The sequence below is a fragment of the Methylobacterium sp. Leaf89 genome (assembly GCF_001422215.1).
In the GTDB taxonomy this organism is placed as follows: domain Bacteria; phylum Pseudomonadota; class Alphaproteobacteria; order Rhizobiales; family Beijerinckiaceae; genus Methylobacterium.
Genome location: NZ_LMML01000029.1, coordinates 878,229 through 891,584 on the forward strand (window position 1 = coordinate 878,229; position 13,356 = coordinate 891,584).

The following is a 13,356-nucleotide window of genomic DNA, read 5'->3' on the forward strand; positions in this document are numbered from 1 at the left end:
CTCGCACAGCGTCGCCGCGGCCCGACGATGACGGATCGGGACGGCCGCGCGCCGTCCCGGGTCAACGGTCGAACGAACCGTTCAACAAATTGTCGAAAACGCGGCGAACCGATTCCGCGCGGGCACGTTCAGTGCTAGTGCCAAACCATGACGCGCAGGCAACCCTGCTGACTGGGGCGGCAGCCAACGCGTGGGATCGCCGGCATGAACGACACCAGCCCACCCCCCCTGTTTCTCAACGAAAGTCCCGTCGCCGTCCCGCTGCCCCGCGTGATGCAGCAGGCGTATCTCTGGGTCGTGGCCGGCCTGAGCGGCCTCGCCACCATCGTGCTGTTCGTCTTCGCCGTCGCTACGCAGAGCGGGGCCGATGCGGAGCGGATCGCCGGCGCGCAGGAGAGCGGACGCTCGAACCTCGCGACCCTGGTCAGCAGCCTGGCGGCGATGCACGGTCGTCCCGGCGCGCTCTGACGCCTCCGCTTAACCGCTCCGCAACCATACCGCACGATAGTTGAACGCAACGGCCGCTTCCGTGTCCTCCTGGGACCGGCGGTGTGAGCGTTTGGAATCCTGGTGCGAGTCGGTTGCGTGGGTAGGAAACAGGTACGGCGCGCGTCGCATCTGCGCTGGCTCAGCGCGGCGATGACTCCCTGGGCGGCGGGCATCGGGCTGCTCGTCTCCTTCACCGCCACGGCCGGCACGGACATGGCGCCGGGCTCCGCCGGGCGCGCGGCCGGTCCGGCTCGGCTCCTCGCGACGGCCTCCCCCGGGGCCCGGCTTGCGGGAACGGAGACGCGCTCGCACGCGCCGCACCGGGTCTACACCCGCGGCACCACCGAAGGCCTTCTCTACGCCGAGGGCCGGGGCGACGCCCTCGTCGTACGGACGAGCCTCGCGGAGCCTGTGAGCGGCTTGCTGGAATCAGGATCGGCGACCTGGAATCCGGACCTCGATGCCGGCTTCGTACCACCCCCCGACCTCGGCCTCGATGCGAGCGGGGAGAGCGAGGGCTCGGTGATCGCGGTGGAGGATGGGGCGACCCCCGCCATTCCCCGCGCGGAAGCGCTCTCCTCGACCACCCCGGCCCCGGCCGATGCGACGCCGATCGAGATCGCCGCCGCGAGCCTCGTCTTCCCAGGCCTGTCGCCGCGGGGATCCCAGGCGGATGGCGCCACGCCGGGTGCGGCCGTGCCCCCGGACGTCGCACGCCACCGCTACGCCGACCTGATCGGTCCCGACGCCATGGACCGCGAGCAGCGCTGTCTCGCCGAGGCCGTGTACTTCGAGGCGCGCAGCGAATCCGAAGAGGGGCAGGCGGCGGTCGCCCAGGTCGTCCTCAACCGAGTGAAGAGCGGTCTCTATCCCAGCAACGTCTGCGGCGTCGTCTATCAGAACCGCCACCGCTACATGGGCTGCCAGTTCTCCTTCGCCTGCGAAGGCAAGTCCCTGCGCATCGCCGACGGGCCGTCCTGGCAGAACGCCACCCGGATCGCCAGCGCGGTCATTGAGGGGCGCACCTATCTGAGCGAAGTCGGCGGAGCGACCCATTACCACGCGGACTACGTCAAACCAGGCTGGTCCCGGCGCCTGAAGAAGATGGACGTCATCGGGCGGCACATCTTTTACCAGCTCAAGCGCGGTCAGACCTGATTTTCTCGACAGTTCCGCGTGTTTTTACCTAAGCAGTGAAACTTCTAAGTAGTCCTAAGCTTGGGTTAATTTTACCTTGAGTCTCGATACAGCTTGATCGAGCGGCAACTTGGCGGCCTCTGGAACGTCGAGATGCGCGCGGGCTTCGCGCGCCATCCCGTCCTATCCAGCGTTTCGAGCCGAGGAACCCGTCATGACCACGCCGGTCGCAGCCCGTATCAGTCTCGCCGCCATCGCGGGCGCCGTCATCACCCTGTCCTCCGCCCAGGCCGGCGGCTGCGGCGGCGCCGAGTGCTACCGCCACGTCAACACCCCTCCGGTCTACGGCGCGGTGTCCGAGCAGGTCCTCGTCCGCCCGGCCGAGACCGTCTACCGCACCATTCCTCCGGTCTACGAGACCGTCTCGGAGCGTGTTCTCGTGGCGCCCGGCGGCCGGGTCTGGCAGACTCGTCGGGATGCCTATGGTGAGCTGATCGGTTGCTGGGTGGACGTGCCGCCGCAATATTCCGTCCGCCGCCGCCGCGTCCTCGTGCAGCCCGCGCAGACGATTCCCGAGACCCTTCCGCCGCAATACGCCAGCGTCCGCCGCCGGGTCCTGGTGCAGCCCGCCCGGTCGGGCTGGGTCCCGGCCAATTACGGCCAGGGCGGCTATCCCGGCGCCTTCGGCCCCAGTCTCGCCGTCGGCTCGATTCCCGACGCCTTCGGCATCACCGGCGCCAGCTCGGCCGATGTCGGCGTCGGCCTCGGCTTCTCCTCCGGCAGCATCTACGACGGCTACTGAGCCCTTCGTCGCCGACCCTTCTCCGGCTCCGGACGCCAGCGGCGCCCGGGGCCGCTTGATTCGGACCGTCCGTGCCACACCTCAGTCCCGTCAGTGGAGGCGTGCCATGGGTCGGTTCAAGGCTTGGGTCATCGAGAAGACCGAGACGGGGCAATCCCTCGCCTTCCAGGATTTCGACGACGCCGACCTGATGCCAGGCGACGTCACGGTCCGGGTCACCCACTCCACGGTGAACTACAAGGACGGGCTGGCGATGACCGGCAAGTCGCCGGTGGTGCGCCGTTTCCCCATGATTCCCGGCATCGACTTCGCCGGGATCGTCGAGACCTCGGATCATCCCGACTACCAGCCCGGCGATGCGGTGGTGCTCACCGGTTGGGGCGTCGGCGAGACCCATCTCGGGGCCTATGCGCAGCGCGCCCGGGTCAAAGGTGACTGGCTGGTGCCGCTTCCCCAGGGCCTGAGCCCCGCCCAGGCGATGGCGATCGGCACCGCCGGTTATACGGCGATGCTCTGCCTGATGGCCCTCGACCACCACGGCGCGACTCCGTCACAAGGACCGGTTCTCGTCACCGGCGCCTCGGGTGGCGTCGGGTCCGTGGCGGTGGCCTTGCTGGCGCGGGCCGGCTGGCACGTCATCGCCTCCACCGGCCGCGATGCGGAATCCGACTACCTGCGCGGCCTCGGTGCCTCGGAAATTCTCGACCGCGCGGAGCTGAGCCAGCCCGGCAAGCCGCTGGCCATGGAGCGCTGGGCAGCGGCGGTGGATGCGGTCGGTTCGGTCACCCTTGCCAATGTCCTGGCGGGGACGAAGGTGGACGGTGCGGTCGCCGCCTGCGGTCTGGCGCAGGGCATGGACCTGCCGACCTCGGTCGCCCCGTTCATCCTGCGCGGGGTCTCCCTGCTCGGCATCAACAGCGTGACGACGCCGCAACCGAAGCGCCGGGCGGCCTGGGACCGGCTCGCCCGGGAGCTCGATCACGACAAGCTTACGGCGATGACCCAGACGGTGCCGCTGGCCGGCGTCGATACGGTGGCACGGGCGATCCTCGAAGGCCGGGTCCGGGGACGCACGGTGGTCGAGGTCGCCCGAGCATGACGGAACGTCGGGCAGGCGCCGGGCGTTTCCCCGATCATGAGCCAAGCATTCGTCCGTGAGCGTGAAGGTGAAGCGGTGTTCGAGGATCTTCCCGAACGCACGATCTCTTCGCACCCGAATTTCGTCACCCCCGAGGGCCTGGCCCATATCGAGGCGGAGGTCGCACGCCTTCAGGCCGCGTTCTCGGCCCTGACGCCCGAGGCCCAGGCCGACGTAGCCCGGGTGAATCGTGATCTCGCTTATTGGACTGCCCGGCGCAGTTCCGCGCAGTTGGTCGAGGCGGAGCCGGGCGACGTGGTCCGTTTCGGCTCGACGGTGACGATCCTGGCCGAGGACGACAGCCGCCGTACCTACCGGATCGTTGGTGAGGACGAGGCCGACCCGGCCCAGGGCACGATCTCCTATGTCTCGCCGATGGCGCGCGCGCTGACCGGCAAGGTCACAGGCGATGTCGTCGAGGTGAACGGGAACGAGAGCGAGATCCTGGAAATCGCCTGACGGGGTCTCGTAAATCGGGTCAGGGCGCCGTGGTTAGGGCCCGAATGACGCGCAAGAAAAAAGGCTCGGATTGCTCCGAGCCCGAGAAGGGAAAAGGCCATTGGGGGCTGAACTGGCCTTCGTACGGGGAAAACACGCCCCCGGCGGCTTGGTTCCAGCGCATCCCGAAAAAATTTCAGCGCGGCGCCGCGGCCCTCCGAAGCCGGTCGTTGATCGCTTCGCCAAGACCCCGCTCTGGAATGGGCGCCACCGCGATCACCGGCGCCCCGAGGCCGTCGAGCTGGCGCAGGGCCGAGAACAGCCGGGCCGCGGCCTCGGCGAGATCCCCTGTGGGACTGAGGTTGAGGCGCGCATGCGCCGCATCCGCTCCCGGGAGCGGATGCGGTCCGAACAGCAGCGCCACTTCGTCCGGTGCGGCGGCGGTCGCCTCGAGGCGGACCTGCGCCCGCGGCGCATAGTGGGAGGCGAGGAGTCCCGGGCCGACCGGATGGGCCGTATCCCCCCGCTCCGGGCCGGCCAGAGCGAAGCCGAGGCGCGCTTCCAGCGCCTCCCGTGTGACGCCCCCGGGCCGCAGCAGTCGGGGTGGGCCGCCGAGACAGGCCACCACGGTGGATTCGACGCCGACCGGCGTCTCGCCGCTATCCAGCACGGCAGCGATCCGGCCCTCGAGATCCGCCAGGACGTGATCGGCGTTGGTCGGGCTGACGCGTCCCGAACGGTTGGCGGAAGGCGCGGCGACAGGACGCCCGACCTGCGCCAGCAGGGCCCGGGTCAGGTCGGGCGCCGGCACCCGGAGGGCGACGCTCGGCAGGCCGGCCCGAGCGAGGTCGCAGACGCGGCAGCCCGGCGCGGCGGGCACCACTAGGGTCAGAGGGCCGGGCCAGAACGCCGTGGCAAGGCTGCGCGCCGCGTCGTCGAACAGGCCCTCGGCGAAGGCCGACTCCGCGTCGGCGAGATGCGCGATCAGCGGATTGAAGCGCGGCCGCGCCTTGGCGGCAAAAATCTTCGCGACCGCCGCCGGATCGGTGGCATCGGCCCCGAGGCCGTAGACCGTCTCAGTGGGGAAGGCCACGACCTGCCCGGCCCGGAGCAGGGACGCGGCCGCCGCGATCCCGGCGGCGTCCTCGGTGAGCCGACGCGTCGCCACCGCCGGGATCGCGGTGTCGGGGATTGACCCGAGATCGTTCATATCTAAACTATCTTCGCTGGCGCCCCTTCGGCGGGGAAAGCCTGGGCCTAGCGCCCGTCCGGGCCATGCGTCAAACACGGGGCGACACGCGTCGATTCAACCAAGGCGCGGGAGGAAGCAACATGACCTATCGCGCTCCGGTGGCCGACATGCTGTTCGCCCTGCGCCACGTGGCCGGGCTCGACGCTGCCCTGGCGGCCGGCCTGCACGGCGACCTCGCCGTCGACGACGCGGAAGCCGTCCTGGCCGAGGCCGGCAAGGTCGCCGAATCGGTGATCGCCCCCCTCAACCGGGTCGGCGACCGGCACGGCACGCCGCTCAAGGACGGCGCCATCACCACCCCGCCGGGCTGGCGCGAAGCCTACCGGACCTGGATCGCCGGCGGCTGGAACGGCCTCAGCGCCGACCCCGACCATGGCGGGCAAGGCCTGCCCCTCGTGCTCAACGCCGCCTGCAACGAGATGTGGAACGCAGCGAGCATCGCCTTCGGCCTCTGCCCGCTCCTCACGGCGGGCGGGATCGAGGCCCTGGCCCAGCACGGGTCGGACGACCTCAAGACGCGCTACCTCGCCAAGCTGATCTCGGGCGAATGGACCGCGACCATGAACCTGACGGAGCCGCAGGCCGGCTCGGACCTGGCCCTGCTGCGCAGCCGCGCCGAACCCCTGGGGGACGGTCGCTACGGCATCGTCGGCGCGAAGATCTACATCACCTACGGCGAGCACGACCTCACCGACAACATCGTCCACCTCGTGCTGGCCCGGCTCAAGGACGCGCCCGCCGGCACCCGCGGAATCTCGCTGTTCCTCGTGCCCAAGATCCTGGCGGACGGCAGCCGCAACGACCTGCGCTGCTCCGGCATCGAGCACAAGCTCGGCATCCACGGCTCGCCCACCTGCTCGATGGCTTTCGGCGACGACGGCGGCGCCGTCGGCTGGCTGATCGGTGAGGAGAATCGCGGGCTCGCCTGCATGTTCACGATGATGAACTCGGCCCGCCTCAACGTCGGCCTCCAGGGCGTCGGCATCGCCGAGCGGGCCTACCAGCAGGCGCTGGGCTATGCCCGCGACCGACGCCAGGGCAAGGCGCCCGGCGCCCCCGAGACCAGCCCTATCGTCGACCACGCCGACGTGCAGCGCATGTTGCTGACCATGAAGGCCTTCACCCAGGCCGCGCGCGGCATCTGCTACCTTACCGCCGCCGCCCTCGACGCGGCTGAGGGCCCGGAAGGGCAGGGGGCGCATGACCGCGCCTCGCTGCTGACGCCGGTGGCCAAGGCCTTCTCCACCGACATCGCCAACGAGGTGACCTCGCTGGGTGTCCAGGTCCATGGTGGCATGGGCTTCGTCGAGGAGACCGGCGCCGCCCAGCACATGCGCGACGCTCGCATCCTCGGCATCTACGAGGGCACGAACGGCATCCAGGCCATCGACCTCGTCGCCCGCAAGTTGCCGCTCAACGGCGGGGCGACGGTGCGGGCGCAGATCGCGAGCCTGCGCCGGACCGCCGAGGGCTTCCTCAAGGATCCCGATCCGGCCTTCGGCAGCCTCGGCGCCCGGCTGCGTGCCGGCATCGAGAGCCTCGACCGGGCGACGAGCTTCCAGCTCAAGGCCCTCGCGTCGAACCGGCCGGAGGCGGCGCTGGCGGGCGCGACGCCGTACCTGCGCCTGTTCGGCCTGGTCCAGGGGGGCGCCTGCCTCGGTCGCCAGGCGCTCGCCGCCCACGCGGCGCTCGAGGCGGGGGACACCGATCCCGCCCATGCTGGCCGGATCGCGCTGGCCCGGTTCTTCGCCGACAACCTGCTGACCGCCGTGGGCGGCCTGGAGGAGAGCGTCGTCGCGGGTGGGCGCTTCATTGAGGACGCCGCCCTCGCCCTGGCGAGCTGATCCGGCCCCGCCGAGCGTCGCACTCGCGCGGATCGAACACCATCCAGGAGGGCAGGGCACCATGAGCGAGCACATCGCGATCGCGGATACCGCCGACGGCGTCCGCCTCATCCGCATCGACCGGCCCGAGAAGAAGAATGCGCTGACCGGCGCCATGTACGACGCCCTGCGCGCCGCCCTGGTGGAGGCCGACGAACACGATGCGATCGGCGCCGTGGTGTTCGCTGGGGCGCCGGGCGCCTTCAGCGCGGGCAACGACCTCGCCGATTTCGTCGCGGGCGCGAGCAAGCCGTTCCGCGAGGCGCCGGCCCTGCAGTTCATCCGCCAGCTCGCCCGCACGCGCACGCCGATGATCGCGGCCGTGGACGGGATCGCGGTGGGGATCGGCACGACTCTGACCCTGCACTGCGACCTCGTCTATGCCAGCCCGGCGGCCCGCTTCCGCATGCCCTTCGTGGAACTCGGCCTCGTGCCGGAGGCGGCGTCGAGCTACCTGCTGCCGCGCCGGGTCGGGCTCCTGAAGGCCACGGAGATGCTGCTCCTGAGCCAGCCCTTCGACGCGGACGAAGCGCTGGGTCTCGGGCTCGTCAACGGGGTGATGCCGGCCGGGCTGCTGCTGGAGCATGCCCGTGCGCAGGGCGCGCGCCTCGCCGGGCTGCCGCGCGGGGCGGTGCAGGCGACGCGGGCGCTGATCCGGGGCGACCAGGCCGCCCTGGACGCCGCCCTGGAGGCCGAGGCCGTGGCCTTCGAGGAGCGCCTGCGGTCGCCCGAGGCCCAGGCCGCCTTCTCGCGCTTCCTCGGCCGGGCCAAGCCGGCGTGACCCCCGCACCGGACCTGCTGCGCGGAAAGATCTGCCTCGTCGCCGGCGCCTCGCGCGGGGTGGGACGCGGCTTGGCGCGGGGGCTCGGCGAAGCCGGCGCCACCGTCATCGTCACCGCCCGGTCCAGCGAGACCGGGCCACGCACGGAGGGGCGGCCCGAGACCATCGAGGATACCGCCCGCGCGGTCGATGCCGCCGGTGGCGAGGGCCATCACTACCTCTGCGACCACACCAGCGAGCGCGCCGTCGACACCTTGGTCCACTGGGCCCTGCGCCGGTTCGGGCGCATCGACGTGGCGGTCTCCAGCGTCTGGGGCGGCAACGAGGGCTATGACGGCGAGCGCTACGCCGATGGCGCCGCCTGGGGCACGCCGTTCTGGCGCCGCTCGGCCGAGCCGTTTTCGGACTTCTTCGGGAGCGGCCCCTATCCGGCCCTCCTCCTCGCCCGCGCCGTCGCCCCCGCGATGGTCTCGGCGAAATCCGGCCTCATCACCTTCGTCTCGTTCGACACCGCGCCGGGCTATCTCGGCGACATCTTCTACGACCTGACCAAGGCGGCCACGAACCGGCTGGCCTTCGCCTGCGCCGAGGAACTGGCGCGGCATGGGGTCACGGCGCTCGGGCTGTCCCCCGGCTTCGTGCGCACCGAGCGCGCCGTCGACGTCGGCCATGCCGACCGGGCGACGGAGAGCCCGCTCTATGCCGGCCGGGCGCTGGCCGCCCTGGCGGCCGACCCGGCCGTGGCGGCGCGGGCCGGGCAGATCCTCCATGCGGGCGACCTCGCGGCCGAATACGGCTTCACCGATGCGGACGGCACGCAGCCGGCCCGCTTCCAGATCAACGCCGAGGAGAGCTGAGACATGAGCGATTCGCTGCAGGGCAAAACCCTGTTCATCACCGGGGCGTCCCGCGGCATCGGACTCGCCATCGCCCTGCGGGCGGCCCGCGACGGCGCCAACATCGCCATCGCGGCCAAGACCGACGCGCCGCATCCCAAGCTAGCGGGCACCATCCACACCGCCGCCGCCGCCATCGAGTCGGCGGGCGGCCGGGCGCTGCCGCTCCTGGTGGATGTCCGCGACGAGGACAGCGTCGCCTCCGCCATCGCCCGAACGGCCGAGACCTTCGGCGGCATCGACATCGTGGTGAACAACGCCAGCGCGATCGCGCTGACCCGGACGCCCGAGACCGAGATGAAGCGCTTCGACCTGATGCATGGCGTCAACACGCGCGGAACCTACATGGTCAGCAAGTACGCGATCCCGCACCTCGCCAAGGCAGAAAACCCGCACATCGTCATGCTGTCGCCGCCCCTCGACATGGCGGAGAAGTGGTTCGCGCCGCACCTCGCCTACTCGATCGCCAAGTACGGCATGTCGCTCTGCGTGCTCGGGCTCGCCGGCGAGCTCAAGCGCCAGGGCATCGCCGTGAACGCTCTCTGGCCGCGCACCACCATCGCCACGGCGGCGGTGCAGAACCTGCTGGGCGGCGAGGCGCTGATGCAGGCGAGCCGCACGCCCGAGATCCTGGCCGACGCCGCCCACGCGCTTTTCCGCCTGCCCGCCCGCGCGGTGACGGGCCGCTTCCTCATCGACGACAGCTTCCTGGCGGAGCAGGGTGTCACGGACTTTTCAAAATACCGGGTCACACCCGGCATTCCTCTTGCGCCGGACTTCTTCGTGCCGGATGCGAGCACACCGCCTCCCGGGGCCTTCGCCTGAGACATCCCGCGTGATCTTCATCCACCAGCCGGTCGCCGGCGCCGGGCAGACCCTGCTCGAGCGCCGTTCCCTCGAATTGCAGGAGCCGATCCCCGACGACACCGTCTGGCTCGACATGGTGCGGCCGAGCCGGGAGGAGGACCTCAAGGTCGAGGTCTTCATGGGCATCTCGGTGCCGACCCGCGAGGAAATGAAGGACATCGAGCCCTCCGAACTCCTCTACGTCGAGGACGGGGCGCGCTACATGACCGGCCGGGTGCTGAGCAAGGTCAGCGAATCCGAGGAGCCGGGGCTGGCCGGCATCACCTTCATCCTGCGCGGCAGCCGCCTCGTCACGGTGCGCTACGAGGAGCCGCAGGCCTTCCGGATGTACACCCAGCGGGCCGGCCGCTCGACGGGCAACGGCCCCTCGGCCGTGCCCTCGGGCGAGACCATCCTGGCCGGGCTGATCGAGACGGTGATCGACCGGGCGGCCGACGTGCTCCAGCTCCAGGGGGAGCGCATCGACCGCCTCTCGGGCAAGATCTTCGAGGAGAAGGAGGACCCGAGCGCCCGCAACACCGCGTTGCAGGACACCCTCCGGGCGCTCGGGCGCCACGGCGACCTGATCTCGAAGCAGCGCGAGAGCCTGGTCTCGATGGAGCGCATCCTGCTCTCGCTCTCGGCGACCTACCGCACCGCCAAGGCGCCGCGCGAGTTGCGCGAGGACGTCCGCTCCACCCTGCGCGACCTGCAGTCCCTGGAGGAGCACGCCACCTTCCTGTCCTCCAAAATCCAGTTCCTCCTCGACGCCACGCTCGGCCTGGTGAACCTGGAGCAGAACAACATCATCAAGCTGTTCTCGGTCATGGCGGTCGTGTTCATGCCGCCGACCCTGATCGCCTCGATCTACGGCATGAACTTCAAGGCGATGCCCGAATTGGATTGGGGATTCGGATACCCGATGGCAGTCGTGATGATGGTCGTGGCGGCTGTCCTTCCATACGTGTTCTTCCGCTGGAAACGCTGGTTGTAGCGAGTATCCGATGCATCCTGTTAAGGATGCCGATGCAATGTAACCGCGCTTGGCATGATCCGGAGGGCGGATGCATGCTCTTGGAGCGGTTCCATGACCTTCAAGACCCTGACCATCCGCACTCGGTTGGTTGCCAGCTTCGCGATCATCACATTCTTCATCGTCGCAATTGGCTGGCTTGGAATGTCCGGTGTCGGACGGATCAACGCACTACTCACCGCCGTCCAGACCAATTGGCTTCCGAGCGTGCAGGTGAGCGGTCGGATCGACGTCGCCCTGGCCCGCTACACCACGAGCCTACTGCGCGTGACGCAGACCACGGATGCCGGCGACCAGGCCAAGATCGAGGCCGACATGACCAAGCGCCGGGAACAGGTCGGTGCCCTGTCGAAGAGCTACGAGCGCCTGATCAGTTCGGATGCGGAGCGCGGGCATTTCCAGGCCTTCAGGCGGGAGGTCACCACCTTCTTCGGCGTGGCCGACCGGATCGTCGCCGCCGCCCGCACCGCCCCGAAGGGCGAGGCTTACGCCCTCTACCTCTCCGACGGCGTCGAGCCGCGGCGGCGCGCCTCCACCGCCCTGGAGAAGCTCATCGAGATCAACGACGCCGGCGCCGCGCAGGCCGAGGCGGAGGGCGTCGCCCTCGCGTCCCAGACGACCTCGATCGCGCTGGCGGCCCTCGGCGTGGCCGTCGTGCTCGCGGTCCTGCTCGCGACCCTGATCATCCGCAGCGTCACGCGGGGCATCGACTCGGTGGTGCAGCCGATGACGGCGCTCACCGCCGGGAACCTCGCCGTGACGGTCCCGCACCAGGGCACCGGCACCGAGATCGGCCGCATCGCCGACGCCGTCCAGGTCTTCAAGGAGAGTCTGATCCGCATGAAGGCCCTCGAGGCGGACACGGCCTCGGCCCGGGCCGGGGCCGAGGCCCAGCGCCGCCGGGCGATGCAGGAGATGGCCGACGGCTTCGAGCGTGCCGTGGGCGGCATCGTGGACTCCGTGGGCAGGGCCGCGGGCGAGTTGCAGGCGACCGCCCAGGCCATGAGCGGCACCGCGAGCGAGACCGCCGGGCGTTCCCTGTCGGTGGCCGCCGCCGCCGAGGAGGCAGCCTCGAACGTCGAGACGGTGGCGGCGGCGGCCGAGGAGCTCGGCTCCTCCGTGCAGGAGATCGGCCGCCAGGTGCAGGGCTCGGCCGAGCTCGCCGGCGCCGCCGTGCGCGAGGCCGGCACGACCGCCGCCCTGGTGCAGGAACTCAGCGGCGCGACGGCGCGGATCGGCGACGTGGTCAAGCTGATCTCCGACATCGCCGGTCAGACCAACCTCCTCGCGCTGAACGCCACGATCGAGGCGGCCCGGGCCGGCGAGGCCGGGCGCGGCTTCGCCGTGGTGGCGACCGAGGTGAAGGAACTGGCCGGGCAGACGGCCCGGGCCACCGACGAGATCAGCACGCAGATCGCGCGGATCCAGGGCGCCACGGCCGAGAGCGTGCACGCCATCGACGCCATCCGCGGCCGGATCGACGAGATCAGCGCGGTGGCGACCACCATCGCGGCGGCCGTCGAGGAGCAGGGCGCGGCGACCCAGGAGATCGTGCGCAACGTCGCGCAGGCCTCCACCGGCACGGGCGAGGTCACGGCCAACATCGCCGGCGTGGCGGGAGCGGCCGAGGAAACCGGCGCCGCGGCAAGCCAGGTCCTGGCGTCCGCCTCGGCCCTCGCGCGCCAGTCCGATCATCTCGGCCAGGAGGTCGGCCGCTTCCTCGCCGGCGTCCGCGCCGCCTGAGACAGGCGACGCGCCCCCGGGGGATCCGTCGCCCCGGGGGGCCTGAGCCCCTTGCCCATCGGGTCGAATTTGCGGATCGTCCGCGGATGTGTGGACGCTTCTTCATCGCCCAGGCTCCGGACATCTTCCGGGCGTTCTACGGCTATCCCGAGCTGCCGAACTTCCCGCCCCGGTACAACGTGGCGCCGACCCAGCCGGTGCCGGTGGTGCTGTCCGAGGGCGGGCGGCGCCGGTTCCGGCTGGTGCGCTGGGGTCTGTGGCCGAGCTGGGTCAAGGACCCGAAGGACTTCCCCCTCGTCATCAACGCCCGGTCCGAGACCCTGCGGGAGAAGCCGACCTTCCGCGGCGCCCTGCGCCACCGCCGCTGCGTCTTCCTGGCCGACGGGTTCTACGAGTGGCGCCGGGAGGGGACGGGCAAGGCCGCGACGAAGACCCCCTTCATGATCCGCCGCGCCGACCGGGCACCGATGGCGCTCGCGGGCCTCTGGGAAAACTGGCTCGGGGCTGACGGCTCGGAGGTCGACACGGCGGCCGTCGTCACCACGGACGCGAACGGCACGATGGCGGCGGTGCACGACCGCATGCCGGCGATCCTCGCGCCGGACCAGATCGATTCCTGGTTCGACACCCGCGACACGGAGCCGGACGCCGCGGTGAAGCTGTGCCGCCCCTGTCCCGATGACTGGCTCACGCTGGACCCCGTCAGCGCCCGGGTGAACGACGCCCGCATCGATGCGCCGGACCTCATCGAGCCCCTGGCCCGGCCGCAGAGGGGCGAAGCCGGGCGGTCTGCCCCGCCCGCCGCGCAGCCGCGCTCCAGCGACGAGGATGCGCAGGGTGCCCTGTTCTGAAGGGGGACCCTCGGGACGACGCCGTCCTTGCGTTCGGCCCCCAAAGGTCGCATCGCTCCCGCGGCCC

The 13,356-nt window shown here is 70.8% G+C and carries 13 protein-coding genes; 12 read left to right on the forward strand and 1 reads right to left on the reverse strand.

All coding sequences use genetic code 11. From position 1 onward, the window contains the following. Positions 1 to 204: 204 nt before the first annotated feature. From ASF18_RS19430 to greA, 5 genes are all read left to right on the forward strand, one after another. Positions 205 to 468, forward strand: coding sequence for a hypothetical protein (locus ASF18_RS19430; protein WP_056354192.1), 264 nt, complete (start codon positions 205 to 207; stop codon positions 466 to 468). Between the two features lie 171 nt (positions 469 to 639). Continuing rightward, on the forward strand, positions 640 to 1,647 hold the full coding sequence (locus ASF18_RS19435) for a cell wall hydrolase (protein ID WP_056354195.1): 1,008 nt from the start codon (positions 640 to 642) through the stop codon (positions 1,645 to 1,647). Positions 1,648 to 1,840: 193 nt separating this feature from the next. Further along, entirely contained in the window at positions 1,841 to 2,428 is a 588-nt protein-coding gene (locus tag ASF18_RS19440) for a hypothetical protein (RefSeq protein ID WP_056211346.1), read from the forward strand. A gap of 106 nt (positions 2,429 to 2,534) precedes the next feature. Beyond that, complete coding sequence (locus tag ASF18_RS19445; protein WP_056354198.1) at positions 2,535 to 3,527, forward strand: MDR family oxidoreductase; 993 nt, start codon at positions 2,535 to 2,537, stop codon at positions 3,525 to 3,527. 36 nt (positions 3,528 to 3,563) lie between these two features. After that, positions 3,564 to 4,025, forward strand: coding sequence for a transcription elongation factor GreA (gene greA, locus ASF18_RS19450; protein ID WP_056354201.1), 462 nt, complete (start codon positions 3,564 to 3,566; stop codon positions 4,023 to 4,025). 175 nt (positions 4,026 to 4,200) lie between these two features. Here the strand turns inward: greA and ASF18_RS19455 are convergent, their stop codons facing one another. Next, a complete protein-coding gene (locus tag ASF18_RS19455; protein WP_056354203.1) occupies positions 4,201 to 5,214 on the reverse strand; it encodes an L-threonylcarbamoyladenylate synthase in 1,014 nt (337 codons plus the stop codon). Positions 5,215 to 5,336: 122 nt separating this feature from the next. Between ASF18_RS19455 and ASF18_RS19460 the strand changes: the two genes are divergently transcribed. The 7 genes from ASF18_RS19460 to ASF18_RS19490 all read left to right on the forward strand — a co-directional run bounded on the left by ASF18_RS19460 (position 5,337) and on the right by ASF18_RS19490 (position 13,289). Beyond that, positions 5,337 to 7,100: an acyl-CoA dehydrogenase gene (locus tag ASF18_RS19460; RefSeq protein ID WP_056354206.1), complete on the forward strand. Its 1,764-nt coding sequence runs from the start codon at positions 5,337 to 5,339 to the stop codon at positions 7,098 to 7,100. A gap of 61 nt (positions 7,101 to 7,161) precedes the next feature. Continuing rightward, on the forward strand, positions 7,162 to 7,920 hold the full coding sequence (locus tag ASF18_RS19465; RefSeq protein WP_056354209.1) for an enoyl-CoA hydratase-related protein: 759 nt from the start codon (positions 7,162 to 7,164) through the stop codon (positions 7,918 to 7,920). Beyond that, complete coding sequence (locus ASF18_RS19470) at positions 7,917 to 8,777, forward strand: SDR family NAD(P)-dependent oxidoreductase (protein WP_056354213.1); 861 nt, start codon at positions 7,917 to 7,919, stop codon at positions 8,775 to 8,777. The genes ASF18_RS19465 and ASF18_RS19470 overlap by 4 nt, the downstream gene beginning before the upstream one ends. A gap of 3 nt (positions 8,778 to 8,780) precedes the next feature. Next, positions 8,781 to 9,641 carry an NAD(P)-dependent oxidoreductase gene (locus ASF18_RS19475; protein ID WP_056211359.1) on the forward strand — a complete coding sequence of 287 codons (861 nt, stop codon included), beginning with the start codon at positions 8,781 to 8,783 and terminating at the stop codon, positions 9,639 to 9,641. A gap of 10 nt (positions 9,642 to 9,651) precedes the next feature. Next, on the forward strand, positions 9,652 to 10,656 hold the full coding sequence (locus ASF18_RS19480; protein ID WP_056211361.1) for a magnesium transporter CorA family protein: 1,005 nt from the start codon (positions 9,652 to 9,654) through the stop codon (positions 10,654 to 10,656). 93 nt (positions 10,657 to 10,749) lie between these two features. Further along, positions 10,750 to 12,438, forward strand: a complete 1,689-nt coding sequence (locus ASF18_RS19485) for a methyl-accepting chemotaxis protein (RefSeq protein WP_056354217.1) — start codon at positions 10,750 to 10,752, stop codon at positions 12,436 to 12,438. 86 nt (positions 12,439 to 12,524) lie between these two features. Next, positions 12,525 to 13,289, forward strand: a complete 765-nt coding sequence (locus ASF18_RS19490; protein WP_056354220.1) for an SOS response-associated peptidase — start codon at positions 12,525 to 12,527, stop codon at positions 13,287 to 13,289. Positions 13,290 to 13,356 lie beyond the last annotated feature (67 nt).

Coding starts and splice junctions, on each gene's coding strand:
- greA (WP_056354201.1), top strand. CDS start 3,564: ATGAGCCAAGCATTCGTCCGTGAGCGTGAAGGTGAAGCGGTGTTCGAG.
- ASF18_RS19490 (WP_056354220.1), top strand. CDS start 12,525: ATGTGTGGACGCTTCTTCATCGCCCAGGCTCCGGACATCTTCCGGGCG.
- ASF18_RS19455 (WP_056354203.1), bottom strand. CDS start 5,214: ATGAACGATCTCGGGTCAATCCCCGACACCGCGATCCCGGCGGTGGCG.
- ASF18_RS19465 (WP_056354209.1), top strand. CDS start 7,162: ATGAGCGAGCACATCGCGATCGCGGATACCGCCGACGGCGTCCGCCTC.
- ASF18_RS19440 (WP_056211346.1), top strand. CDS start 1,841: ATGACCACGCCGGTCGCAGCCCGTATCAGTCTCGCCGCCATCGCGGGC.
- ASF18_RS19460 (WP_056354206.1), top strand. CDS start 5,337: ATGACCTATCGCGCTCCGGTGGCCGACATGCTGTTCGCCCTGCGCCAC.
- ASF18_RS19435 (WP_056354195.1), top strand. CDS start 640: ATGACTCCCTGGGCGGCGGGCATCGGGCTGCTCGTCTCCTTCACCGCC.
- ASF18_RS19430 (WP_056354192.1), top strand. CDS start 205: ATGAACGACACCAGCCCACCCCCCCTGTTTCTCAACGAAAGTCCCGTC.
- ASF18_RS19445 (WP_056354198.1), top strand. CDS start 2,535: ATGGGTCGGTTCAAGGCTTGGGTCATCGAGAAGACCGAGACGGGGCAA.
- ASF18_RS19475 (WP_056211359.1), top strand. CDS start 8,781: ATGAGCGATTCGCTGCAGGGCAAAACCCTGTTCATCACCGGGGCGTCC.
- ASF18_RS19485 (WP_056354217.1), top strand. CDS start 10,750: ATGACCTTCAAGACCCTGACCATCCGCACTCGGTTGGTTGCCAGCTTC.